Below are 22,348 nucleotides of genomic sequence, written 5' to 3' on the forward strand. Positions count from 1 at the left end.
GGCGGGCCGACTTGAACTGATTATGATTTATAACAATAATCGCGCCACCCGGCAACCACCCATGAACCATCCCGACATCCATTTCGAGCAGCAAGGCGACGTCGCCATCGTGCGCCTTTCGCGCCCCGCCAAGCGCAACGCCATCAGCGACGAGCTCATCCTTGCCATCCGCGACGCTTTCGAGTCCATGCCCGAGGGCGTGCGCGCCATCGTGCTCGACGGCGAGGGCGACCACTTCTGCGCCGGCCTCGACCTGTCGGAGCTGAAGGAGCGCGACGCCGGCGCGGGCCTGATCCATTCGCGCATGTGGCACGCGGCACTGGAGACGGTGCAGTTCGGCCCGGCCCCCGTGATCGCCGCGCTGCACGGCGCCGTCGTCGGCGGCGGCCTGGAGCTGGCCGCGTCCTGCCACATCCGCGTGGCGGACGAAACGGCCTTCTACGCGCTGCCCGAAGGCTCGCGCGGCATCTTCGTCGGCGGCGGCGGCGCGGTGCGCATCCCGCGCCTGATCGGCGAGGCGCGCATGGCCGACATGATGTTCACCGGCCGCGTGTACGACGCGAAGGACGGCGAGCGCATCGGCCTGTCGCAATACGTCGTGCCCAAGGGCGAGGCCTTCGCGAAGGCGATGGAGCTGGCGCAGCGCGTCGCGAAGAACGCGCCGCTCACCAACTACGCGCTGATGCACGCCCTGCCCCGCATCTCCGAACAGCCGGCCGACCAGGGCTTCCTCACCGAGGCGCTCATGGCCGCCATCGCCCAGAGCGCGCCCGAAGCCAAGGAGCGCGTGCGCGAATTCCTCGAAGGCCGCGGGCCGAAGGTCAAGAAGGCATGAGCCTGCCGCGCTATCGCCCGATGGACTTCGGCATCACGCGGTGCGTGCTGCGCGAGGGCGCGGGCGGCGCGGTGTACGTGCGCGCGGAACAGGAGCTGAAGCCGCACCCGCAGCGGATCACGGACCGCCTCGTCCACTGGGCAAAGACGGACCCTCATCGCATCTTCATGGCGCGCCGCCGGCGCAATGCCGACGGCACCGCCGGCGACTGGCAGAAGGTCACCTATGGCGAGGCGCTGGCAAAGGCGCGGCGCATCGGCCAGGCCTTGCTCGACCGCGGCCTCTCGGCCGAGCGCCCCGTGGCCATCCTCAGCGAGAACAGCCTGGAGCACGCGCTGCTCGCGCTCGGCTGCCTGTACGCCGGCGTGCCTTTCTGCCCTGTCTCGCCCGCGTATTCGACGGTCAGCCAGGACTACGACAAGCTGCGCCACGTGGTGAACACGCTGACGCCGGGCCTGGTCTTCGCCACCGATGAAGCGCGTTACGCCAAGGCGGTGCGCGCGGCGGTCCCTTCCGGCACCGAGGTCGTGTACGGCCAGCCGCCCGAAAACGAACCGACGCCGGCCGTCGACGCCGCGATGGCGGCGACCGGCCCGCAGACGATCACCAAGTTCCTGTTCACCTCGGGCTCGACCAAGCTGCCCAAGGCGGTGATCAACACGCACGGCATGTGGTGCGCGAACCAGCAGCAGATGCTGCAGTCGATGCCCGTCCTCGGCGAGGGTGCGCCCGTGCTCGTCGACTGGCTGCCGTGGAACCACACCTTCGGCGGCAACCACAACTTCGGCCTGACTCTCTACCACGGCGGCACGCTCTACATCGACGACGGCAAGCCCACGCCGGCGGCCATCGCCGAGACGCTGCGCAACCTGCGCGAGATCGCGCCCACCGTCTACTTCAACGTGCCCACGGGCTTCGAAGCGATCGCGCATGCGATGAAGGCCGACGACGTGCTGCGCCGGAACCTGCTGTCGCGCGTGCGGATGTTCTTCTACGCCGGCGCGGCGCTCGCGCAGCCGGTGTGGGACCTGCTGCACGAGGTGCAGGAGGCCGAGGTCGGCGAACGCATCGTCATGGGCACCGGACTGGGCATGACGGAGTCGTCGCCCTTCGCCATCTTCATCACCAGCCCCGAAGTGAAGTCCGGCTACCTGGGCCTGCCCTCCGCCGGCATGGAGCTCAAGCTGGTCCCCATCGACGGCAAGATGGAGGTGCGCTACAAGGGCCCGAACATCACGCCGGGCTACTGGCGCGCCCCGCAGGAGACGGCGGAGAACTTCGACGAGGAAGGTTTCTTCAAGACCGGCGACGCCGTGCTGTGGATCGACCCGCAGGACCCGCACAAGGGCCTGAAGTTCGACGGCCGCATCGCCGAGGATTTCAAGCTGGCCACCGGAACGTTCGTCTCCGTCGGCCCGCTGCGCGCGAAGATCATCGCCGCAGGCGCGCCCTACGTGCAGGACGCGGTCATCACCGGCTTGAACCGCAACGAAGTCGGCGCGCTGGTGTTCCCGACGGCGAAGCTCAAGCAGCTCTCCGACGACGAAGTCCGCGCGCATTTCCAGCAGGTGCTGGACACGCTCGCCGCGTCGGCGACGGGCAGCGCCAACCGTGTCGCGCGCCTGCACGTCCTCGCCGACCCGCCGTCCATCGACAAGGGCGAGGTCACCGACAAGGGTTCGATCAACCAGCGCGCCGTGCTCAAGCACCGCGACGCGCTGGTGCAGGCTTTCCACGACGACCAACTGCCCTTCACGCTGAAACCCACCTCGAGGAGACAACCATGAGCACACGCCGGGACTTCATCCTGCAATCGGCCGCATTCACCGGTCTCGCCGCCGCGGGCATCCCCGCCGGCGCACAGACCATGGACCTGGCCAAGATCCTCTGCGGGTTCCCGCCCGGCGGGACCAGCGACGCGATGTCGCGCCGCATCGCCGACAAATTGCGCGGCAACTACGCGACCAACGTCGTCGTCGAGAACAAGCCGGGCGCGGGCGGGCAGATCGCCGTGACCACGCTCAAGGAGAGCCCCGCCGACGGCACCGTGCTGCTGCTCACGCCGTCGTCGATGCTGTCGCTCTACCCGTTCGTCTACAAGTCGCTCCCGTACAAGCCGCAGGAGGACGTGCAGCCCGTCTCGCTGGCGTGCTACTTCGACCACGCGCTGGGCGTCGGCCCGGGCGTGCCGGAGTCGGTGAAGACCGTCAAGGACTTCATCGCGTGGGCCAAGGCCAACCCGGAGAAGGCCAATTACGGCTCGCCCGGCGCGGGCTCGATGCCGCACCTGGTCGGCGCCATGCTGTCGCGCGAAGTGGGCGTGGAGCTGAAGCACGTGCCCTACCGCGGCTCCGCGCCCGGCATCCAGGACCTGCTGGGGGGCCAGATCTCGGCGATGTCGTCACCGGTGGGCGACTACCTGCCGCACGTCAAGGGCGGCAAGCTGCGCGTGCTCGCCGTGTCGGGCCCGCAGCGCAGCAGCTTCCTGCCCGACGTGCCGACGTACGGCCAGCAGGGCTACGGCATCTCGGTGCGCGAGTGGTACGGCGTGTTCCTGCCGGGCAAGGCCGCGCCGGCCGTCGTGCAGCGCGCGGCCGCCGCCTTGCAGCCCGCGCTGGCGCAGCAGGACGTCGTGTCCAGCGGCGCCGCGCTGGGCATGGAGGTGCAGTCGTCCACGCCGCAGAAGCTGGGCGACCTGCTGCGCGCGGACGTCAACGACTGGGGCAAGTACACCAAGCAGATCGGCTTCACGCCGGAATCGTGATCACAGGAGCTGAAGACAACATGGCCACTCGCAGAAGTTTCATCCACACCGCGGCCGCGGCCGCGGCGGGCAGCGCGTTCCCCTGGCTGGCGTTCGCGCAGCCGTTCGAGGTCGTGAAGATCATCAACGGCTTCCCCGCGGGCGGCACCGCCGACGCGACGAGCCGCCGCATCGCCGAGCGCATGGGCGGCACGGCGTACACGAAGAACGCGGCCGTCGTCGAGAACAAGCCCGGCGCCGGCGGCCGCATCGCGTGCGAGGTGGTGAAGAACGCGGCGCCCGACGGCACCACGCTGCTGCTCACGCCGTATTCGATGATGTCGATCTACCCGCACATCTACAAGACGCTCACGTATGACCCGGTGAAGGACTTCGTGCCGGTGTCGATCGCGGCGCTCATGACGCACGCCCTCTCGGTGGGCCCGATGGTGCCCGCCAGCGTGAAGACGGTGAAGGACTACCTGGCGTGGGCCAAGGCGAACCCGAAGGACGCGAGCTACGGCTCGCCCGCCGCGGGATCGACGCCGCACTTCCTCGCCGCGCTCCTCGGCCTGAACACGGGCACCGACCTGAAGCACGTGCCTTACCGCGGCTCCGCACCGGCAGTGGCCGACATGATCGGCGGCACGCTCGCGTCGTGCTCCACGCCCACCGGCGACGCGCTGGCCAACCACCGTGCGGGCAAGGTGCGCATCCTGGCGACGTCGAGCGCGCAGCGCACGCCGTTCACGCCCGAAGTGCCCACCTATGCCGAGCAGGGCTTCCCGGAGCTGACCACCGAGGAGTGGTTCGGCTTCTACGCGCCGGCGAAGACGCCCGCCAACGTGGTCGCCGCGGCCAATGCCGCGATCGCGCAGGCGCTCAAGGAAAAGACCGTCGTGGATTCGCTGGCGCTGATGGGCCTGGTGGCCCACGGCTCCACGCCCGCCGACATGGAAAAGAGCCAAAGGGATGAACTCAACCGCTGGGGCCCGATCGTCAAGAAGATCGGATTCACCGCCGAGTCGTAAGCCGAACCTGAAAGCCGTCGAGGCCGTCGACACGAGCTACCTCGAGGGCCTCATCGGCTACAACGCGCGGCGCGCGGCGCTCGCCGTGATCGAGGTGTTCCTCGAGCGCATGTCGGTGTACGACCTGCGCCCGGTGGACTTCTCGGTGCTGTCGCTCGTCACGCACAACCCCGGCATCACGTCGCGGCAGCTGTGCACCACGCTGGGCATCCTGCCGCCGAACCTGGTGGGCATGGTGAACGCGCTGGAAAAGCGCGACCTCGTGGAGCGCCACCCGCACCCGAGCGACGGCCGCGCGATGGGCCTGCACCTGACCGCGGCCGGCCAGAAGCTGATGCGCAGCGCCGAGAAGACCGCCGCGCAACTCGAAGCCGATGCTGCCGGGAAGCTGACGCCGGCGGAAGTGAAAACCCTGATCCGCCTGCTGAAGAAGGTCTACCTGTGAACTGCTTGCCACAAATGGCGCATCGCCGGGCGTTCCTGCTATTGTTTGTGTAGCGGCTGGCGCGTAGACTCGCCCTCCCGCTGCACGAAAAGAAGCGACGGAGGAGAACGCCCCGCATGAGCCCGAAGGAGAACGCGGCCATCACCCAGCTGCTCGGCCTGCTCGAGGCCCGCTATGCCATCCGGGTGCTCTGGGCGCTGCGCGACGGCCATGCGCAGACTTTCCGGCTGCTCCAGGACAGCGTCGGCGGCATCACGCCGAACACGCTGAACACCCGCATCAAGGAATTGCGCGAGGCCGGGCTCATGTCCCACGGCAACGACGGCTACGTCGTCACGCCGCAGGGGGCCGAGCTGCTCAAGCGCCTTGCCGAGCTGCCCGGCTTCGCCACCAAGTGGTCCGCCGCGCAAGCCAAGAAGAAAGCCGCCAACCCATGATCGACCACCTGTCCATCGCCGGCGCGCTGCCGGCCGATGCCGATGCCGCGCTGCTCGTCGGCCGCGTGCACTGCGAGGGCGTCGGGCCCATCCTCGTGCGGGTGACGCGCGAGGACGTGCACGATATCTCGCACCTGGCCGCCACCTGCAGCGAACTGCTGGAACTGCCCGACTTGCCCCTGCTGCTGCGCGGACACCGCGGGCCGCGCCTGGGCGCCACGTCGGAGATCCTCGCCAACAGCGCGCACGACGGCCAGAACCCTTCGCTGCCGTGGTTCCTCGCGCCTTGCGACCTGCAAGCCATCAAGGCAGCGGGCGTGACCTTCGTCGCGTCGATGCTGGAGCGCGTGATCGAGGAGCAGGCGCGCGGCGACGCGTCGAGGGCCGAAGCCGTGCGCAAGGCCGTCGTCGGCGTGATCGGCGAGAACCTCGCCGCCGTGAAGCCGGGTTCGCCCGATGCGGCGCGGCTGAAGGAGGTGCTGATCGCGCAAGGCGTGTGGTCGCAGTACCTGGAGGTCGGCATCGGCCCCGACGCCGAGATCTTCACCAAGTCGCAGCCCATGAGCGCCATGGGCACGGGCAGCGAGATCGGCATCCACCCCAAGAGCGAGTGGAACAACCCCGAGCCCGAGATCGTGCTGGCGGTCAACAGCCACGGCGAGACCGTCGGCGCGACGCTCGGCAACGACGTCAACCTGCGCGACTTCGAGGGCCGCAGCGCCCTGCTGCTGGGCAAGGCCAAGGACAACAACGCGAGCTGCGCGATCGGCCCCTTCATCCGCATCTTCGACGAGAAGTTCACCATCGACGACGTGCGCCGCTGCGACCTCGCGATGACCGTGAAGGGCCGTGACGGCTTCGTGATGCAGGGCGCGAGCTCGCTGTCGAAGATCAGCCGCGACCCGCTGGACCTCGTCGCGCAGGCGATCGGCCCCAACCACCAGTACCCCGACGGCTTCGTGCTGTTCCTGGGCACGATGTTCGCGCCGGTGCAGGACCGCCACGGCCCGGGCCAGGGCTTCACGCACGACGTCGGCGACGTCGTGAGCATCTCCACGCCCCAGCTGGGCACGCTGGTGAACCGCGTGAACACCAGCGACCGCATCCCGCAGTGGACCTACGGCGTGCGGCAGCTGATGAAGGACCTGGCGCGGCGCAGCTGACTGTCACCCCGGCGCAGGCCGGGATGACCGCAGTGTCAGCTGCGCTTCTTCGCCGTCACCTCGATCTCGATCTTCATCTTGGGATCGATCAGGCGCGCCTCGATCATCATCGCGGCCGGGCGCACGTCGCCGAGGTACTTGCGCGTGACCGGCCAGCAGGCCTCGAAGTCCTCGCCGCGCGGCAACACGTAGGTGACGCGCACGGCGTCGGCCAGCGACGCGCCGGCCTGCTCCAGCGCCCACGCGATGTTCTTGAAGCATTGCTCGGCCTGCTCGGCGACGCTGTCCGAGATCGTCATGGTGCTGTAGTCGTAGCCGGTAGTGCCCGAGACGAACACCCAGTCGCCGTCGGCGACGGCGCGGGAATAGCCGATCGTGGCTTCGAAGGGGGAGCCGGAACTGATCAGTCGGCGGGTCATGGATTCAACTCCTCATCAGGGACCCGCACTCTACAATCCCGCCCTCCGCGCCGCCCGGAAAATTTCCCAAGGATGGGCTTTCCCGCACCCTTGAAAAGGGTTTGCGGGGCCCCAAGCTGCGCGGGAGCCCTCATTTCCAGCTAATAAATCGAAGCAATGAACGAACCCGACCGGATCGAGCCGACCCTGGATGCCGAAGCGCCGGCTGGGGCCGCCACGGCCCCCGCCCCGGCCGCCGAAAGTGCAGCCGGCGGCCCGCAGGCCGCCAACGAAGCCGACGCCCTGTCCAACGCCCAGGCGCAGGTGGCCGAACTCCAGGCCCAGAACAAGGACCTCGCCGAGAAGTACCTGCGCGCGCAGGCCGACATGCAGAACACCCGCCGCCGCGCCGACGAGGAGATGTCCAAGGCGCGCAAGTTCGCGGTGGAAAGCTTCGCCGAGGCGATGCTGCCCGTGGTGGACAGCCTCGAGGCCGGCCTGGCCCACGAAGGCGGCACGCCGGAGCAGATCCGCGAAGGCGCCGAGATCACCCTGCGCCAGCTGAAGGGCGCCCTGGAGCGCAACAAGGTCGTGGTGATCGACCCGCAGCCGGGCACCAAGTTCGACCCGCACCAGCACCAGGCGATCTCGGTGGTCCCAGGAACTTCACAGGAACCCAACACCGTCGTCGGCGTGCTGCAGAAGGGCTACCTGATCGCCGACCGCGTGCTGCGCCCCGCCCTCGTGACGGTGGCGGCGCCGAAATAGCTAGCCCGAACCGATAGTGCGAACGGGCGCTTGAAATCGACACAGCTTATCCACAAGTAACGAACAATCGGATGTGATGGCCCTGAAGGGCCGGCAAAGACAGGAGAAAAGACATGGGACGCATCATCGGCATCGACCTCGGCACCACGAACTCGTGCGTGGCCATCATGGAGGGCAACACGCCCAAGGTCATCGAGAACAGCGAAGGCGCGCGCACCACGCCGTCGATCGTGGCCTACCAGGAGGACGGCGAGATCCTCGTCGGCGCCTCGGCCAAGCGCCAGGCGGTGACCAACGCCAAGAACACCCTTTACGCGGTCAAGCGCCTGATTGGCCGCAAGTTCGAGGAAAAGGAAGTCCAGAAGGACATCCACCTCATGCCCTACGCGATCGTGAAGGCCGACAACGGCGACGCGTGGGTGGAAGTTCGCGGCAAGAAGCTCGCGCCCCCGCAGATCAGCGCGGAAGTGCTGCGCAAGATGAAGAAGACGGCCGAGGACTACCTGGGCGAGCCGGTGACGGAAGCCGTCATCACGGTGCCCGCGTACTTCAACGACTCGCAGCGCCAGGCCACCAAGGACGCCGGCCGCATCGCGGGCCTGGACGTCAAGCGCATCATCAACGAGCCCACCGCCGCGGCGCTGGCCTTCGGCCTGGACAAGCAGGAAAAGGGCGACCGCAAGATCGCCGTGTACGACCTGGGCGGCGGCACGTTCGACATCTCGATCATCGAGATCGCGGACGTCGACGGCGAGAAGCAGTTCGAGGTGCTCTCCACGAACGGCGACACGTTCCTGGGCGGCGAGGACTTCGACCAGCGCATCATCGATTACATCATCGGCGAGTTCAAGAAGGACCAGGGCGTCGACCTGTCGAAGGACGTGCTGGCCCTGCAGCGCCTGAAGGAAGCCGCCGAGAAGGCCAAGATCGAGCTGTCGAGCAACTCGCAGACCGACATCAACCTGCCCTACATCACGGCCGACGCCAACGGCCCGCGCCACCTGAACATCAAGCTCACGCGCGCCAAGCTCGAAGCGCTGGTCGACGAGCTGGTCGAGCGCACGATGGAGCCGTGCCGCATCGCGCTGAAGGATGCGGGCGTGTCCATCGGCGACATCCACGACGTGATCCTCGTGGGCGGCCAGACGCGCATGCCCAAGGTGCAGGAAAAGGTCAAGGAGCTCTTCGGCAAGGAGCCGCGCAAGGACGTGAACCCCGATGAAGCCGTCGCCGTGGGCGCGGCCATCCAGGGCCAGGTGCTGGGCGGCGACCGCAAGGACGTGCTGCTGCTGGACGTGACGCCGCTGTCGCTGGGCATCGAGACGCTGGGTGGCGTCATGACGAAGATGATCCAGAAGAACACGACCATCCCGACGAAGTTCTCGCAGACCTTCTCGACCGCCGACGACAACCAGCCGGCCGTGACGATCAAGGTCTACCAGGGCGAGCGCGAGATGGCGCAGGGCAACAAGGGCCTGGGCGAGTTCAACCTGGAAGGCATCCCGCCGGCGCCGCGCGGCCTGCCGCAGATCGAGGTGACGTTCGACATCGACGCGAACGGCATCCTGCACGTGTCGGCCAAGGACAAGGGCACGGGCAAGGAGAACAAGATCACCATCAAGGCGAACTCGGGCCTGAGCGAGGCCGAGATCCAGAAGATGGTGAAGGACGCCGAGCTGAACGCCGAAGAGGACAAGAAGAAGCTCGAGGTGGTGCAGGCCCGCAACCAGGGCGAAGCGCTGGTGCACTCGGTGCGCAAGAGCCTCACGGAATTCGGCGACAAGCTCGATGCCGGCGAGAAGGAAAAGATCGAGGCGGCCATCAAGGACCTGGACGGCGTGCTGAAGGAAGGCGACAAGGACACCATCGAGGCGAAGACCAACGCCCTGATGACGGCCAGCCAGAAACTGGGCGAGAAGATGTACGCCAACATGCAGGGCGAGCAGGCCGCTCAGGCCGCAGCGGGCGCGCAAGGCGCTGCACCGGGCGGCGAGCAGAAGCCCGCCGACGACAACGTCGTCGACGCCGAAGTGAAAGAAGTGAAGAAGGGTTGAGAGAGCGTCTCACCTCCTGAGCGACCCGCCGCGTCCATCGCGGCGTTGTCGCTTGTGAACCACCCCGAACGATGGCCACCAAAAGAGACTACTACGAGGTTCTCGGCGTCCCGAAGAACGCTTCGGACGACGAGATCAAGAAGGCTTATCGCAAGCTCGCGATGAAGTTCCACCCCGACCGCAACGAGGGTGACAAGAACGCCGAAGGCAAGTTCAAGGAGGCGAAGGAAGCCTACGAAATGCTGTCCAACGCCGAGAAGCGTTCGGCGTACGACCAGTTCGGCCACGCGGGCGTGGACCCCAACATGCGCGGCGGCTTCGGCGGGCCCGGCCAGGAAGGCTTCGGCGGCTTCGCGGAAGCGTTCGGCGACATCTTCGGCGACATCTTCGGCCAGGGCCGGCCCGGCCAGCGCGGCGGCCGGCAGGTGTACCGCGGCGCGGACCTTTCCTATGCGATGGAGATCACGCTGGAGGAAGCGGCCGCCGGCAAGGAGGCGCAGATCCGCATTCCTTCGTGGGAATCGTGCGAAACCTGCCACGGTTCCGGCGCCAAGCCCGGCACGCAGGCCAAGCAATGCACCACCTGCCAAGGCGCGGGCGTGGTGCAGATGCGCCAGGGCTTCTTCAGCGTGCAGCAGACGTGCCCGCATTGCCGCGGCACGGGCAAGATCATCCCGGAGCCCTGCCCCACCTGCCATGGCCAGGGCCGCGTGAAGAAGCAGAAGACGCTGGAGGTGAAGATCCCCGCCGGCATCGACGACGGCATGCGCATCCGCAGCGCCGGCAACGGCGAGCCGGGCACCAACGGCGGGCCGCCGGGCGACCTGTACATCGAGATCCGCCTGAAGAAGCACGACATCTTCCAGCGGGACGGCGACGACCTGCACTGCGTGGTGCCAATTTCGGTCGCGCGCGCGGCTCTAGGCGGCGAGATCGACGTGCCGACGCTCGCCGGGAAGGCCGCGATCGACATCCCTGAAGGCACCCAGGCCGGCAAGCAGTTCCGGCTGCGCGGCAAGGGCATCAAGGGGGTGCGTTCCAGCTACCCCGGCGACCTGTATTGCCACGTCGCGGTGGAAACGCCCGTGCGCCTGACCGAGCACCAGCGCAAGCTGCTCAAGGAGCTGGACGAATCCCTGAAGAAGGGCGGCGCCAAGCATTCGCCGACCGAGGAATCCTGGGCGGATCGCCTGAAGAACTTCTTCAGCGCCTGACGCTTCACAGCGCCTGAAAGCAGGCGTAGGATGGGTTGGCCTAGCTCACCAGCGAGGCCGACATGGCCGAACGACGACCGCCCGCGTTCCGCAACCTGCTCGCCTACCAGGTCTCGAGCACGGCGGACGCCTTGCGCCGCAGCGCCGCGATGCGCATGCGCCGCGAACACGACGTGAGCCTCGCGCAGGTTCGCACCCTCGCCCTCATCGACCACCTGCAGCCCGTGCGCCTGCGCGACGTCGCCGCCGATGCCGGCGCCGACAAGGCGCAGATCAGCCGCGTCGTCTCCAGCCTCGTGAGCCGCGGCTACGTCACGCGGCGCGCGCTCGTCGGCGATGCGCGTTCCGCGCACCTGGAGCTCACGCAAGCCGGCCGCGACAAGGTGGCCGGGCTCTTCCGCACGCTGCAGGACCGCGACCGCCTGCTGAAGGCGGGTTTCCAGCCGGCGGAGATCGAGCAACTGCTGTCGCTGCTGGCGCGCGTGCGCAAGGTGGCGGACCAGCTGTCGCTCGACGAGGAGCGCCTGGCCAACGGAAACAGCAGCGCCAAGGCGGCCTAGAACAACTGCGCCTGCCCGGCCGGCGACGGGCGCCGGAATTGCTTCGTGTCCAGCGCGATGCGCTCGCGGTTGAAGCCGATGCGGCGCACGGCTTTCTCGAAGCGCTGCGCGATCAGCTCGGCCCAGGGGCCGCTGCCCTTCATGCGCGTGGCGAAATCGGCGTCGTAGTCCTTGCCGCCGCGCATGTCGTGGATGCGCGCCATGATGCGCGCCGCGCGCTGCGGGTAGTGCAGCTCCAGCCACTGCTTGAACAGGGGGCTGACTTCCCAGGGCAGCCGGATCACGTGGTAGAAGGCGCTGCGCGCGCCCGCCTCCCACGCAGCTTCGAGCACCTGCTCCATGTCGTCGGTGAGGAAAGGGATCTGCGGCGCGAGGCTCACCGCCGTGGGCACGCCGTGCTCCGCCATCGTCTTCAGGATGCGCAGCCGTCGGTGCGGGGCGGCCGCCCGCGGCTCCAGCCTGCGCGTCACTTCCGCATCGAGCGTGGTGATGGTGACGCTGACCGACGCGAGCCCCTTCGCCGCCATCGGCGCGATGAGGTCCAGGTCACGCTCGACGCCGCTCGACTTCGTCACCAGGCCGAAGGGGTGGTTCGTCTCGTGCATCAGCTCGATCACCGACCGCGTGAGGCGCAGCTCGCGCTCGATGGGCTGGTAGCAGTCGGTGGCCGTGCCGATCGCGATCAGCTTCGGTTCGTAGCTGCGGCGCGAGAGCTCGGCGCGCAGCAGCGGCGCGATGTTGCGCTTGGCGATGATCTTCGTCTCGAAGTCCAGGCCGGGCGAGAGGTTCAGGTAACTGTGGGTGGGGCGCGCGTAGCAATAGATGCAGCCGTGCTCGCAGCCGCGGTACGGGTTGATCGAGCGGTCGAAGTAGACGTCGGGCGAGTCGTTGTGCGTGATGATGCTGCGCGCGTCTTCCCACGTGACTTCGGTTTGCGGCACCTCGCGCTCCTCGACACCCAGCTGCAGCGTCGACCAGCCGTCGTCGAAATCGCCACGCGCGTCGCGCTCGAAACGGTGCGGGTGACGCGTGGCCGTGCCGCGCCCCTTGATCGCGCTGACCGGCACCCGTGCTTCTTCCATGGCTGATACTGTACGTCCATACAGTCATGGGCGCAAGCTAGGCAATTTGCTTAATGGCGGTCTGCGTTTTCCCTAGCGGCGCGCAAGGGCCGGATGGTCTGATGGCGTCCATGAAGCCGCACATCCTCGTCGTCGACGACACGCCCGACAACCTCTTCCTCATGCAGTCGCTGCTGGAAGACAAGTACGACGTGCGCACGGCCGCGAGCGGGCCCGAGGCCCTGGAGCTCGTGCGAACGAATGCGCCCGACCTCATCCTGCTCGACATCATGATGCCCGGCATGGACGGCCACGAGGTGCTGCGCCGCCTGCGCCTGAACGCGAAGACCGCGGCCATCCCCGTGATCTTCCTGACCTCGCTCAACAGCGTGGAGGAGGAGCAGACGGGGTTCGACCTGGGCGCGGCCGACTACATCGCCAAGCCGATCAGCCCGCCCATCGTGCTCGCGCGCGTGCATGCGCACCTGGAGCGCAGCGGCAACGCGCGCCGGCTGCAGGCGCTGTCGGACAAGCTCTCGCGCTACCTCGCGCCGCAAGTGGTGCAGTCGCTGTTCGACGGCTCGCGCGACGCCGAGATCCGCACGCAGCGCAAGAAGCTCACCGTCTTCTTCTCCGACATCAAGGACTTCACCGCGTCCACCGCCAAGTGGCAGCCCGAGGAGATCCGCTTCCTCCTGAACAGCTATTTCTCCGAGATGTCGCGCATCGCCTACGACCACGGCGGCACCATCGACAAGTTCATCGGCGACGCGATGATGGTCTTCTTCGGCGACCCGGAGACGCGCGGCGTCAAGGAAGACGCCCTGGCCTGCGTGCGCATGGCGCTCGCGATGCAGCGGCGCATGGCCGAACTGCAGGTGCTGTGGCGCGAGCTCGGCTCGGACAAGAGCTTCGAAGTGCGCATGGGCATCAACACGGGCTACTGCGACGTGGGCAACTTCGGCAGCGACCTGCGCATGGACTACACCATCATCGGCGCCGAGGTGAACCTGGCCGCGCGCCTGCAGCAGGCCGCCGACCCGGGCGGCATCCTGATGTCGCGCGAGACGCAGTCGCTGGTGCGCGACGAGATCCTGTCCGTCGAGCAGCAGCCGCTCATCGCCAAGGGCTTCCCCGAACCGGTCAAGGCCTACCTGGTGGAAGCGGACGCGATGGCCAGCTCGCGCAAGGTGTTCCAGTGGGAGCGGCTGGGCATGCGCGTGCTGGTCGACCTGGACCGCCTGCCCGAAGCCGAACGCGCCGCCGCCGCGCGCGAGCTGCGCCAGATGGCGGATCAGCTGCACTGACCGCCCGGGCTTCGCCTTTGGCGCACACTACGCGCCATGGACACACTGCTGCTGTCGCGACTCCAGTTCGCGGCGAACATCAGCTTTCACATCCTCTTCCCGACCATCAACATCGCCCTGTGCTGGTTCCTGCTGTACTTCCGGCTGCGGCGCAGCGGCGCGAAGGACGAACGCGAGTCGCGCGAGTGGGAAGAGGCCTATTACCTCTGGACCAAGATCTTCGCGCTGACGTTCGGCCTGGGCGTCGTCACCGGCATCACCATGAGCTTCCAGTTCGGCACGAACTGGCCGGGGTTCATGCAGAAGGCCGGCAACATCGCGGGGCCGCTGCTCGGGTATGAGGTCCTGACGGCCTTCTTCCTCGAGGCCACGTTCCTGGGGATCATGCTGTTCGGGCGCAACCGCGTGTCCGAGCGCATGCACCTCTTTGCGACGCTGATGGTCGCCGCGGGCACGACGCTGTCGGCGTTCTGGATCCTGAGCCTGAACTCGTGGATGCAGACGCCCACCGGCTACGAGATCATCGACGGGCAGTTCCACGCGACGAGCTGGCTGGAGGTGATCTTCAACCCCTCGTTCCCCTACCGGCTCGTGCACAAGCTGCTCGCTTCGACGCTGACCGCCTCCTTCCTCATCGCGGGGCTGTCGGCGTACCAGCTGCTGCGCGGCACCGCCAACGGCGGCACGCGCCGTGCAATGCGCGCCGGGGTCATGGCCGCGGCGATCGCCATCCCGCTGCAGATCGTCGCCGGCGACATGCACGGCCTGAACACGCTGCAGCACCAGCCCGCCAAGATCGCGGCCATCGAAGGCATCTGGCACACGGAGAAGAGCGCGCCGCTCACCCTCTTCGGCTGGCCGAACGAGAAGGAGAAGCGAACGGATTTCGCGATCCAGGTGCCCAAGCTCGCCAGCCTGATCCTCGCGCACGACATGGACGCCGAGCTCAAGGGGCTCGACCAGTTCCCCAACGCGCACCCGCCCGTCGCGCCGGTGTTCTGGAGCTTCCGCGTGATGGTCGGCGTGGGCGTGCTGATGCTGCTGGTGTCGTGGTGGTGCGCGTGGCGGCTGTGGCGCGGCGATCTCTCGAAGCTGCAGTTGCGCGTGCTGGCCGGCATGACCTTCGCGGGCTGGGTGTCGACGCTGGCGGGCTGGTACGTCACCGAAGTCGGGCGCCAGCCCTTCCTGGTGTACGGCCTGCTGCGCACGGCGGACCTGGTCGGCGACCACGCCGCGGGCACCGTGCTCGCGACGCTCCTCGCGTACCTGGCGCTCTATGCCTTCCTGCTCGTGTCGTACGTGCTGGTGCTGATGCACATGGCCAAGCACCCCGCGCAGCCCACGCCGCAAACGCCCCAAAGCCCCAAGGCCGCCGAACCCGTCGGCGGGCCCGCCTGAAGGAGCGCGCGATGTTCAACCTGACCTTTGCCGAACTGCTGCCGCTCATCTTCATGGGCGTGATGGGCCTCGCGCTCCTCGCATACGTCGTGCTCGACGGCTACGACCTGGGCGTCGGCATCCTGCTGCCCTTCGCCACCGATGCGCAGAAGGACGTGATGGTGTCCAGCATCGGCCCCTTCTGGGACGCGAACGAGACCTGGCTGGTGCTCGGCATCGGCGTGCTGCTCATCGCCTTCCCGGTGGCGCACGGCATCGTGCTGTCGGCGCTGTACCTGCCGGTGGCCGTGATGCTCGTCGGCATCATCCTGCGCGGCGTCTCGTTCGACTTCCGCGTGAAGGCGCGCGACACCCACAAGGCGCTGTGGAACCGCCTGTTCGCGCTCGGCTCGCTGCTGGCCGCGACTGCGCAGGGCTGGATGCTGGGCAGCTACCTCACGGGCTTCGACCACGGCCTGTGGTCGTCGCTGTTCGCGTTGGGGATCGCCGCGACGCTGCCGACCGCGTACGCCACGCTGGGCGCCGGCTGGCTGATCATGAAGACCGAGGGCGAGCTGCAGAAGCGCGCGGTGCATTGGGCCCGCAAGGTGCTCTGGCCCACGGGCGCCGCGCTGGTGGCGATTTCGCTCGCGTCGCCGATGGTGAGCCACACCGTGTTCGAGCGCTGGTTCGCGATGCCGCAGTTCATCGCGCTGCTGCCGATCCCCGTGGCTTGCGCCGTCGCCTTCTTCGCCGCATGGCATGTCGTCTCGAAGCCGCGCCTCGTCGATGCCGGCTATGGCTGGATCGTGTTCGCCGCCACCGTGCTGATCTTCGTGCTGGCGTTCCTGGGGCTGGCGTACAGCCTCTACCCCTACATCGTGATCGACCGGCTCACTGCCTGGGAGGCCGCCGCCGCGCCGAAGTCGCTGCTGTTCATCTTCGTCGGCGTGGCGATCACGCTGCCGGCGATCGTCATCTACACGGTCTTCATGTACCGCGTGTTCTGGGGCAAGGCCCGCGCACTGACGTACTGATCAGGCGGCTTCGGCGTCGCGCACGAGCGAGAGGCGCTCGCGCGCTGCGTCGTACTCGCGCTTCAGGCGCGCGATGTAGTCGGCGGCGGTGCCGACTTCCTTGACGGCGCCGATGCCCTGGCCGCAGCCCCAGATTTCCTTCCAGGCCTTGGGCTTGCTGCCTTCGCCGCCGCCGAAGTTCATCTTCGTGGGGTCGCTCTCGGGCAGGTTGTCCGGGTCGAGCCCCGCCGCCTTGACCGAAGGCTTCAGGTAGTTGCCATGCACGCCCGTGAAGAGGCTGGAGTACACGATGTCGTCGGAGTTGCTGTCGACGATGCACTGCTTGTAGGCATCGCTGGCGCGCGCTTCCTGCGTCGCGATGAACGCCGAGCCGATGTAGGCGAAGTCCGCGCCCATCGCCTGCGCGGCCAGCACGGCGCCGCCGGTGGCGATCGCGCCCGACAGCGCGATGGGGCCGTCGAACCACTCGCGGATCTCCTGCACCAGCGCGAACGGGCTCTTGATGCCCGCGTGGCCGCCGGCGCCGGCCGCCACGGCGATCAGGCCGTCGGCGCCCTTCTCGATCGCCTTGCGCGCGAAGGTGTTGTTGATGATGTCGTGCAGCACGACGCCGCCGTAGGAATGGATCGCCTCGTTGACGTCGGTGCGGGCGCCCAGCGACGTGATGATCACCGGCACCTTGTACTTCACGACCATCTCCATGTCGTGCTCGAGCCGGTCATTGCTCTTGTGCACGATCTGGTTGATGGCGAAGGGCGCGGCGGGCGCGTCCGGGTTCGCGCGGTTGTACGCGGCGAGCGTCTCGGTGATCTCGTGCAGCCACTCGTCCAGCTGCGCCGCAGGGCGGGCGTTGAGCGCCGGCATCGAGCCGACGATGCCCGCCTTGCACTGCTCGATCACGAGCTTGGGGTTGCTGACGATGAACAGGGGCGAACCGATCACCGGGAGGGCGAGGTTCTGCAGGACGCGCGGGATCTTGGACATGCTCGAATTCTTGAATGGGCGGCACCGCACGGGTGTCGCCCGGGTGTCAGAACGCGTCGACCGGCAGCGCCGTCACGCTTTCGGCGCCATCGACGATGGCGTCGCGCGCGGCGGGCGCCTTCGACAGGATGTGGTCGGCGTAGAAACGCGCCGTGATCACCTTGGCCTGCATGAAGGCCTTGTCCTCGCCCTTGGCGGCCAGGTCCTCGGCCGCCAGCAGCGAACGCGCCAGCTGCCAGCCGGCCACGAGGTTGCCCGCGAGCAGCAGGTAAGGCACGGAGCCCGCGAACGCCGCGTTGGGCGACGACTTCGTGTTGGACGCGATGAAGTCGACCACGTCGCTGAAGGCCTTGCGCGCGGCGGACAGGCGCTTGAGCACGGCCTTGGCGGCCGGCGAGTTGCGCTTGGCCAGCTCGCCTTCGGTCTTCTCAACCTGGGCCGCGATGGCGCGTGCGGTGGCGCCGCCGTCGCGCGCCGTCTTGCGGCCCACGAGGTCGTTGGCCTGGATCGCTGTCGTGCCTTCGTAGATCGGCAGGATCCGCGAATCGCGGTAGTGCTGCGCCGCGCCGGTCTCCTCGATGAAGCCCATGCCGCCGTGCACCTGCACGCCGAGCGAGGTGACCTCCACGCTCATCTCGGTGCTGTAGCCCTTGACCAGCGGCACCATGAATTCGTAGAAGGCCTGGTTCTGCTTGCGCACGTCCGCATCGGGGTGGTGGTGCGCGGCGTCATAGGCGGCGGCGGCCACGGTGGCCATCGCGCGGCAGCCTTCGGTGAGCGAGCGCATCGTCATCAGCATGCGGCGCACGTCGGGGTGGTGCACGATGGGTGCGCTCTTGTTGATCGAGCCGTCCACCGGTCGCGACTGGATGCGCTCCTTCGCGAAAGCGGCAGCCTGCTGGTACGCACGCTCGGCCACGGCGATGCCCTGCATGCCCACGGCGTATCGGGCGGCGTTCATCATGATGAACATGTACTCGAGGCCGCGGTTCTCCTCGCCGACGAGGTAGCCGACCGCGCCACCATGGTCGCCGAACTGGAGAACGGCGGTGGGGGAAGCCTTGATCCCCAGCTTGTGCTCGATCGACACGCAGTGCACGTCGTTGCGCGCGCCGAGCGAGCCGTCCTTGCCGACCATGAACTTGGGCACGACGAACAGGCTGATGCCCTTCACGCCCTCCGGCGCGCCCTGCACGCGGGCCAGCACCAGGTGGACGATGTTCTTCGCCATGTCGTGCTCGCCGTACGTGATGAAGATCTTCGTGCCGAAGACCTTGTACGTGCCGTCGGGCTGCGGCTCGGCGCGCGTGCGCACGAGCGACAGGTCGGAGCCGGCTTGCGGCTCCGTCAGGTTCATCGTGCCGGTCCACTCGCCGGAGATGAGCTTCTCCAGGTAGGTGGCCTTCAGCTCGTCGGACCCCGCGGTGAGCAGCGCCTCGATGGCGCCGTCGGTGAGCAGCGGGCACAGCGAGAAACTGAGGTTGGCGGAATTGAGCATCTCGCCGCACGACGCACCGATGGTCTTGGGCAGGCCCTGCCCGCCGAAGTCCTGCGGGTGCTGGATGCCCTGCCATCCGCCTTCCATGAACTGCTTGTAGGCATCCTTGAAGCCCGGCGTCGTCGTGACCACGCCGTCCTTCCACGACGACGGGTTCTTGTCGCCCGCGACGTTCAGAGGCGCGACCACGCCCTCGTTGAACTTCGCGCACTCCTCGAGCACGGCGGCCGCCGTGTCGAAACCTGCTTCCTCGAATCCCGGCAGCTTCGCGACCTCGTCGATGTTGGCGAGGTGCCGGATGTTGAACAGCATGTCCTTGACGGGGGCCTTGTAGCTCATGCGAATGTCCTTCGGACCAAGGAGAAAACGAGGCGCGCGGTTCCCCGCGCCTCGTCCTTCAAGTTAAAGAGCTTTCACCAGCTCCGGGACGGCGGTGAACAGGTCGGCTTCGAGGCCGTAGTCCGCCACGCTGAAGATCGGCGCTTCCGGGTCCTTGTTGATCGCGACGATCACCTTGGAGTCCTTCATGCCGGCCAGGTGCTGGATCGCGCCGGAGATGCCGGCGGCGATGTACAGCTGCGGCGCGACGATCTTGCCGGTCTGGCCCACCTGCAGGTCGTTGGGCGCGTAGCCCGCATCGACTGCAGCGCGGCTGGCACCGATGGCGGCGCCCAGCTTGTCGGCCAGCGGCGTCATCACTTCCTGGAACTTCTCGCTGGAACCCAGCGCGCGGCCACCCGACACGATGATCTTCGCGGCGGTGAGCTCGGGGCGGTCGTTCTTGGCGATCTCGTTGCCTTCGAACTTGCTCTTGCCCGAATCGGCGACGGCGGTGAGCGTCTCGACGGCGGCGGAGCCACCGGTGGCCGCCGCGGCGTCGAAGCCGGTCGTGCGCACGGTGATCACCTTCTTCTCGTCGAGGCTCTGCACCACGGCGATGGCGTTGCCGGCGTAGATCGGGCGCTCGAACGTATCCGCCGCGTCGACCTTGGTGATGTCGCTGATCTGGCCGACGTCCAGCTTGGCCGCCACGCGCGGCGCGATGTTCTTGCCGCTGGCCGTGGCGGGGAACAGGATGTGGGTGTAGTTGCCCGCGATCGCGAGCACTTGCGCGGCCATGTTTTCGGCGAGGCCGTGCGCGAAGTACTCCGCGTCGGCGTGCAACACCTTGGCGACGCCGGCGATGGCCGCGGCCTTCTTCGCGGCTTCACCGGCGTTGTGGCCGGCGATGAGCACGTGCACGTCGCCGCCGCATTGGCCGGCAGCGGTCACGGTGTTGAGGGTGGCGCCCTTGATGGACGCGTTGTCGTGTTCGGCAATGACGAGGACGCTCATCTCAGATCACCTTCGCTTCGTTCTTCAGTTTGTCCACCAGCGTCGCGACGTCCGGCACCTTGATCCCGGCGCCGCGCTTGGGCGGCTCCATGACCTTGAGGGTCTTCAGGTGCGGCTTGATCTCCACGCCCAGGTCGGCGGGCTTGAAGGTGTCCAGTTGCTTCTTCTTGGCCTTCATGATGTTGGGCAGCGTCACGTAGCGCGGCTCGTTCAGGCGCAGGTCGGTGGTGATGACTGCGGGCAGCGTGACCGACACGGTCTCGAGGCCGCCGTCCACTTCACGCGTGACCTTGGCCTTGCCGTCGGCGATCTCCACCTTCGAGGCGAAGGTGGCTTGCGGCAGATCCGCCAGCGCGGCGAGCATCTGGCCGGTCTGGTTGCAGTCGTCGTCGATGGCCTGCTTGCCGAGGATGACGAGCTGCGCGCCTTCCTTGTCGAGCACGGCCTTGAGCAACTTGGCGACGGCCAGCGGCTGCAGCTCGTCGTTCGTCTCCACGAGGATGGCGCGGTCGGCGCCGATGGCCATCGCGGTGCGCAGCGTTTCCTGGCACTGCGCGACGCCGCAGGAGACGGCGATGACTTCCGTCACGACACCTTTCTCCTTCAGGCGCACGGCCTCCTCGACGGCGATCTCGTCGAAGGGGTTCATGCTCATCTTCACGTTGGCGATGTCGACGCCCGTGCCGTCCGACTTGACGCGGACCTTCACGTTGAAATCGACCACCCGTTTGACGGGGACGAGGACCTTCATGCTGCGGTCTCCTTGAGAGTTTTCGGAATTGACGTTTACGTAAACGGAATAGCTGGATTCTAGGGCGCGCGCCGTCGCGGGCATTGTCGTTCCGCCGTCAATCGAGGCGGCCGCGGATCAAAAAAGCACGCTCGTTCGATTTTGATTATAGGCAGGGTTCGTGGCCGGATTAGGCGCGTGCGTCCACAAGCCGACAGTTTCCCGACTCGACGGTCGGTGAATTCGGGTAAGTCTGGACCGGTGCGCGCGAATGCGCCCCGTACATTGGTGGCCATCCCACAAATCCGGAGTTCCCCAATGAAAAAACACCTGTTCGCCGCCGCGGCGCTGGCCGCCTTCGCCTCCTTTCCCGCCGCGGCGCAGACGACGCTCACGCTTTCGAGCTGGGTGCCGCCGGGCCACGCGCTGACGCTGGCGCAAAGCGAGTGGTGCGAGGAGGTCTCCAAGAAGACCAGCGGCAAGATCAAGTGCAACCTGCTGCCGCGCCCGGTCGCCGCGCCGCCCGGCACCTACGACGCGGTGAAGAACGGCCTGGCCGACGTGTCCTTCACCGTGCACGGCTACACGCCGAACCGCTTCGTGCTGCCGAAGGTCACCGAGTTCCCCTTCATGGGCGACAGCGCCGAGACCGTCTCGGTCGCGTTCAACCGCATCGCCCAGAAGTACCCGCAGTTCACGCAGGAGCACAAGGACGTCAAGGTGCTCGCGTACTTCACGCACGGCCCCGGCATCGTGTTCAACACCAAGCGGCCGGTGACGAAGGTCGACGACCTGCAGGGCATGAAGTGGCGCGTCGGCGGCGGCATCGTGAACGACATCGCCAAGGTCGTGGGCATGAACGTCACGCTCAAGCCCGCGAGCGAGTCCTACGAGCTGCTCTCCGGCGGCGTGATGGACGGGACGCTGTTCCCGGCCGAATCGATCGAGTCGTTCAAGATCGACAAGATCATCAAGTACGCCACCACCTTCCCGGGCGGCCTGTACAACACCAGCTTCGTCATCATGATGAACCCGGCCAAGTACGACAAGCTCACGCCCGAGGAGAAGAAGGCCGTGGACGAGACGTCGGGCGAGGCCCTGGCGCGCCTGATCGGCCGCCACTGGGACAAGGCCGACCGCCGCGCCTACGCGCTCATGCAGGCCAACAACATCCAGATCACCAAGGCCGACGCGAAGTTCGTCGCCGACATGAAGTCCAAGACCTCGATGCTCGAGAAGGAATGGGCGCAGGCGGCGGAAGCCAAGGGCCTGAAGGACCCCGCCAAGGTGCTCGCCGAGCTGCGCGCGGAAATCGCGAAGCTCTCCAAGTAAAAGCGTCCCAGCTCATCCGTCTCTGGTACAAAGGCGGCA

At 67.5% G+C, this 22,348-nt stretch carries 21 protein-coding genes; 15 read left to right on the forward strand and 6 right to left on the reverse strand.

All coding sequences use genetic code 11. From position 1 onward, the window contains the following. Positions 1-61 precede the first annotated feature (61 nt). The 7 genes from WG903_RS15745 (at position 62) to WG903_RS15775 (ending at position 6,654) form a co-directional block, all read left to right on the forward strand. The gene (locus tag WG903_RS15745) at positions 62-835 is read left to right on the forward strand and encodes a crotonase/enoyl-CoA hydratase family protein (RefSeq protein WP_340077111.1); all 774 of its coding nucleotides are present in this window, start codon (positions 62-64) and stop codon (positions 833-835) included. Next, positions 832-2,622, forward strand: a complete 1,791-nt coding sequence (locus WG903_RS15750) for a feruloyl-CoA synthase (protein ID WP_340077113.1) — start codon at positions 832-834, stop codon at positions 2,620-2,622. The genes WG903_RS15745 and WG903_RS15750 overlap by 4 nt, the downstream gene beginning before the upstream one ends. After that, complete coding sequence (locus tag WG903_RS15755; RefSeq protein WP_340077115.1) at positions 2,619-3,599, forward strand: Bug family tripartite tricarboxylate transporter substrate binding protein; 981 nt, start codon at positions 2,619-2,621, stop codon at positions 3,597-3,599. The genes WG903_RS15750 and WG903_RS15755 overlap by 4 nt, the downstream gene beginning before the upstream one ends. A gap of 20 nt (positions 3,600-3,619) precedes the next feature. After that, the gene (locus WG903_RS15760; protein WP_340077117.1) at positions 3,620-4,609 is read left to right on the forward strand and encodes a Bug family tripartite tricarboxylate transporter substrate binding protein; all 990 of its coding nucleotides are present in this window, start codon (positions 3,620-3,622) and stop codon (positions 4,607-4,609) included. Beyond that, positions 4,551-5,054 (forward strand): MarR family winged helix-turn-helix transcriptional regulator, encoded by a 504-nt coding sequence (locus WG903_RS15765; RefSeq protein WP_340077119.1) that lies wholly within the window; start codon positions 4,551-4,553, stop codon positions 5,052-5,054. Before WG903_RS15760 ends, WG903_RS15765 begins: the two co-directional genes overlap by 59 nt. Positions 5,055-5,170: 116 nt before the next feature. Beyond that, positions 5,171-5,491 carry a winged helix-turn-helix transcriptional regulator gene (locus tag WG903_RS15770; RefSeq protein WP_340077121.1) on the forward strand — a complete coding sequence of 107 codons (321 nt, stop codon included), beginning with the start codon at positions 5,171-5,173 and terminating at the stop codon, positions 5,489-5,491. Continuing rightward, complete coding sequence (locus WG903_RS15775; RefSeq protein WP_340077123.1) at positions 5,488-6,654, forward strand: fumarylacetoacetate hydrolase family protein; 1,167 nt, start codon at positions 5,488-5,490, stop codon at positions 6,652-6,654. The genes WG903_RS15770 and WG903_RS15775 overlap by 4 nt, the downstream gene beginning before the upstream one ends. Before the next feature lie 35 nt (positions 6,655-6,689). Here WG903_RS15775 and WG903_RS15780 read toward each other — a convergent pair whose 3' ends face one another. Then, entirely contained in the window at positions 6,690-7,073 is a 384-nt protein-coding gene (locus tag WG903_RS15780; protein WP_340077125.1) for a RidA family protein, read from the reverse strand. Positions 7,074-7,229: 156 nt separating this feature from the next. Between WG903_RS15780 and grpE the strand changes: the two genes are divergently transcribed. The 4 genes from grpE (at position 7,230) to WG903_RS15800 (ending at position 11,648) form a co-directional block, all read left to right on the forward strand. Beyond that, a complete protein-coding gene (gene grpE / locus WG903_RS15785; RefSeq protein WP_340077127.1) occupies positions 7,230-7,820 on the forward strand; it encodes a nucleotide exchange factor GrpE in 591 nt (196 codons plus the stop codon). Between the two features lie 113 nt (positions 7,821-7,933). Further along, positions 7,934-9,874: a molecular chaperone DnaK gene (gene dnaK, locus WG903_RS15790; protein WP_340077129.1), complete on the forward strand. Its 1,941-nt coding sequence runs from the start codon at positions 7,934-7,936 to the stop codon at positions 9,872-9,874. A 71-nt stretch (positions 9,875-9,945) separates the two neighbouring features. Further along, positions 9,946-11,088, forward strand: a complete 1,143-nt coding sequence (gene dnaJ, locus WG903_RS15795) for a molecular chaperone DnaJ (protein ID WP_340077131.1) — start codon at positions 9,946-9,948, stop codon at positions 11,086-11,088. A 62-nt stretch (positions 11,089-11,150) separates the two neighbouring features. Continuing rightward, on the forward strand, positions 11,151-11,648 hold the full coding sequence (locus WG903_RS15800) for a MarR family winged helix-turn-helix transcriptional regulator (RefSeq protein WP_340077134.1): 498 nt from the start codon (positions 11,151-11,153) through the stop codon (positions 11,646-11,648). On the opposite strand, the gene WG903_RS15805 is transcribed toward WG903_RS15800, so the two are convergent. Then, a complete protein-coding gene (locus WG903_RS15805) occupies positions 11,645-12,730 on the reverse strand; it encodes a PA0069 family radical SAM protein (protein WP_340077136.1) in 1,086 nt (361 codons plus the stop codon). The two genes, WG903_RS15800 and WG903_RS15805, sit on opposite strands and share 4 nt — an antisense overlap. A gap of 101 nt (positions 12,731-12,831) precedes the next feature. Here WG903_RS15805 and WG903_RS15810 point away from each other — a divergent pair, with 101 nt between their 5' ends. The 3 genes from WG903_RS15810 to WG903_RS15820 are packed head-to-tail and all read left to right on the forward strand — an operon-like array spanning position 12,832 to position 16,430. Next, positions 12,832-14,016 (forward strand): adenylate/guanylate cyclase domain-containing protein, encoded by a 1,185-nt coding sequence (locus tag WG903_RS15810; protein ID WP_340077137.1) that lies wholly within the window; start codon positions 12,832-12,834, stop codon positions 14,014-14,016. A 36-nt stretch (positions 14,017-14,052) separates the two neighbouring features. Further along, positions 14,053-15,414: a cytochrome ubiquinol oxidase subunit I gene (locus tag WG903_RS15815; protein ID WP_340077139.1), complete on the forward strand. Its 1,362-nt coding sequence runs from the start codon at positions 14,053-14,055 to the stop codon at positions 15,412-15,414. Between the two features lie 11 nt (positions 15,415-15,425). After that, the gene (locus WG903_RS15820) at positions 15,426-16,430 is read left to right on the forward strand and encodes a cytochrome d ubiquinol oxidase subunit II (RefSeq protein WP_340077141.1); all 1,005 of its coding nucleotides are present in this window, start codon (positions 15,426-15,428) and stop codon (positions 16,428-16,430) included. Here the strand turns inward: WG903_RS15820 and WG903_RS15825 are convergent, their stop codons facing one another. The 4 genes from WG903_RS15825 to WG903_RS15840 all read right to left on the reverse strand — a co-directional run bounded on the left by WG903_RS15825 (position 16,431) and on the right by WG903_RS15840 (position 20,998). Next, positions 16,431-17,414: an NAD(P)H-dependent flavin oxidoreductase gene (locus WG903_RS15825; protein ID WP_340077143.1), complete on the reverse strand. Its 984-nt coding sequence runs from the start codon at positions 17,412-17,414 to the stop codon at positions 16,431-16,433. A gap of 46 nt (positions 17,415-17,460) precedes the next feature. Further along, the gene (locus tag WG903_RS15830; protein ID WP_340077145.1) at positions 17,461-19,251 is read right to left on the reverse strand and encodes an acyl-CoA dehydrogenase; all 1,791 of its coding nucleotides are present in this window, start codon (positions 19,249-19,251) and stop codon (positions 17,461-17,463) included. A 63-nt stretch (positions 19,252-19,314) separates the two neighbouring features. Then, on the reverse strand, positions 19,315-20,247 hold the full coding sequence (locus tag WG903_RS15835) for an electron transfer flavoprotein subunit alpha/FixB family protein (protein WP_340077147.1): 933 nt from the start codon (positions 20,245-20,247) through the stop codon (positions 19,315-19,317). 1 nt (position 20,248) lies between these two features. Then, complete coding sequence (locus WG903_RS15840; RefSeq protein ID WP_340077149.1) at positions 20,249-20,998, reverse strand: electron transfer flavoprotein subunit beta/FixA family protein; 750 nt, start codon at positions 20,996-20,998, stop codon at positions 20,249-20,251. Between the two features lie 297 nt (positions 20,999-21,295). On the opposite strand from WG903_RS15840, the gene WG903_RS15845 reads away from it, so the two are divergent. Then, a complete protein-coding gene (locus WG903_RS15845) occupies positions 21,296-22,309 on the forward strand; it encodes a TRAP transporter substrate-binding protein (RefSeq protein ID WP_340077151.1) in 1,014 nt (337 codons plus the stop codon). Positions 22,310-22,348: the final 39 nt, after the last annotated feature.

Source organism: Ramlibacter sp. PS4R-6, assembly GCF_037572775.1.
Lineage (GTDB): Bacteria > Pseudomonadota > Gammaproteobacteria > Burkholderiales > Burkholderiaceae_C > Ramlibacter.

Coding starts and splice junctions, on each gene's coding strand:
- WG903_RS15745 (WP_340077111.1), top strand. CDS start 62: ATGAACCATCCCGACATCCATTTCGAGCAGCAAGGCGACGTCGCCATC.
- WG903_RS15750 (WP_340077113.1), top strand. CDS start 832: ATGAGCCTGCCGCGCTATCGCCCGATGGACTTCGGCATCACGCGGTGC.
- WG903_RS15755 (WP_340077115.1), top strand. CDS start 2,619: ATGAGCACACGCCGGGACTTCATCCTGCAATCGGCCGCATTCACCGGT.
- WG903_RS15760 (WP_340077117.1), top strand. CDS start 3,620: ATGGCCACTCGCAGAAGTTTCATCCACACCGCGGCCGCGGCCGCGGCG.
- WG903_RS15765 (WP_340077119.1), top strand. CDS start 4,551: ATGAACTCAACCGCTGGGGCCCGATCGTCAAGAAGATCGGATTCACCG.
- WG903_RS15770 (WP_340077121.1), top strand. CDS start 5,171: ATGAGCCCGAAGGAGAACGCGGCCATCACCCAGCTGCTCGGCCTGCTC.
- WG903_RS15775 (WP_340077123.1), top strand. CDS start 5,488: ATGATCGACCACCTGTCCATCGCCGGCGCGCTGCCGGCCGATGCCGAT.
- WG903_RS15780 (WP_340077125.1), bottom strand. CDS start 7,073: ATGACCCGCCGACTGATCAGTTCCGGCTCCCCCTTCGAAGCCACGATC.
- grpE (WP_340077127.1), top strand. CDS start 7,230: ATGAACGAACCCGACCGGATCGAGCCGACCCTGGATGCCGAAGCGCCG.
- dnaK (WP_340077129.1), top strand. CDS start 7,934: ATGGGACGCATCATCGGCATCGACCTCGGCACCACGAACTCGTGCGTG.
- dnaJ (WP_340077131.1), top strand. CDS start 9,946: ATGGCCACCAAAAGAGACTACTACGAGGTTCTCGGCGTCCCGAAGAAC.
- WG903_RS15800 (WP_340077134.1), top strand. CDS start 11,151: ATGGCCGAACGACGACCGCCCGCGTTCCGCAACCTGCTCGCCTACCAG.
- WG903_RS15805 (WP_340077136.1), bottom strand. CDS start 12,730: ATGGAAGAAGCACGGGTGCCGGTCAGCGCGATCAAGGGGCGCGGCACG.
- WG903_RS15810 (WP_340077137.1), top strand. CDS start 12,832: ATGGCGTCCATGAAGCCGCACATCCTCGTCGTCGACGACACGCCCGAC.
- WG903_RS15815 (WP_340077139.1), top strand. CDS start 14,053: ATGGACACACTGCTGCTGTCGCGACTCCAGTTCGCGGCGAACATCAGC.
- WG903_RS15820 (WP_340077141.1), top strand. CDS start 15,426: ATGTTCAACCTGACCTTTGCCGAACTGCTGCCGCTCATCTTCATGGGC.
- WG903_RS15825 (WP_340077143.1), bottom strand. CDS start 17,414: ATGTCCAAGATCCCGCGCGTCCTGCAGAACCTCGCCCTCCCGGTGATC.
- WG903_RS15830 (WP_340077145.1), bottom strand. CDS start 19,251: ATGAGCTACAAGGCCCCCGTCAAGGACATGCTGTTCAACATCCGGCAC.
- WG903_RS15835 (WP_340077147.1), bottom strand. CDS start 20,247: ATGAGCGTCCTCGTCATTGCCGAACACGACAACGCGTCCATCAAGGGC.
- WG903_RS15840 (WP_340077149.1), bottom strand. CDS start 20,998: ATGAAGGTCCTCGTCCCCGTCAAACGGGTGGTCGATTTCAACGTGAAG.
- WG903_RS15845 (WP_340077151.1), top strand. CDS start 21,296: ATGAAAAAACACCTGTTCGCCGCCGCGGCGCTGGCCGCCTTCGCCTCC.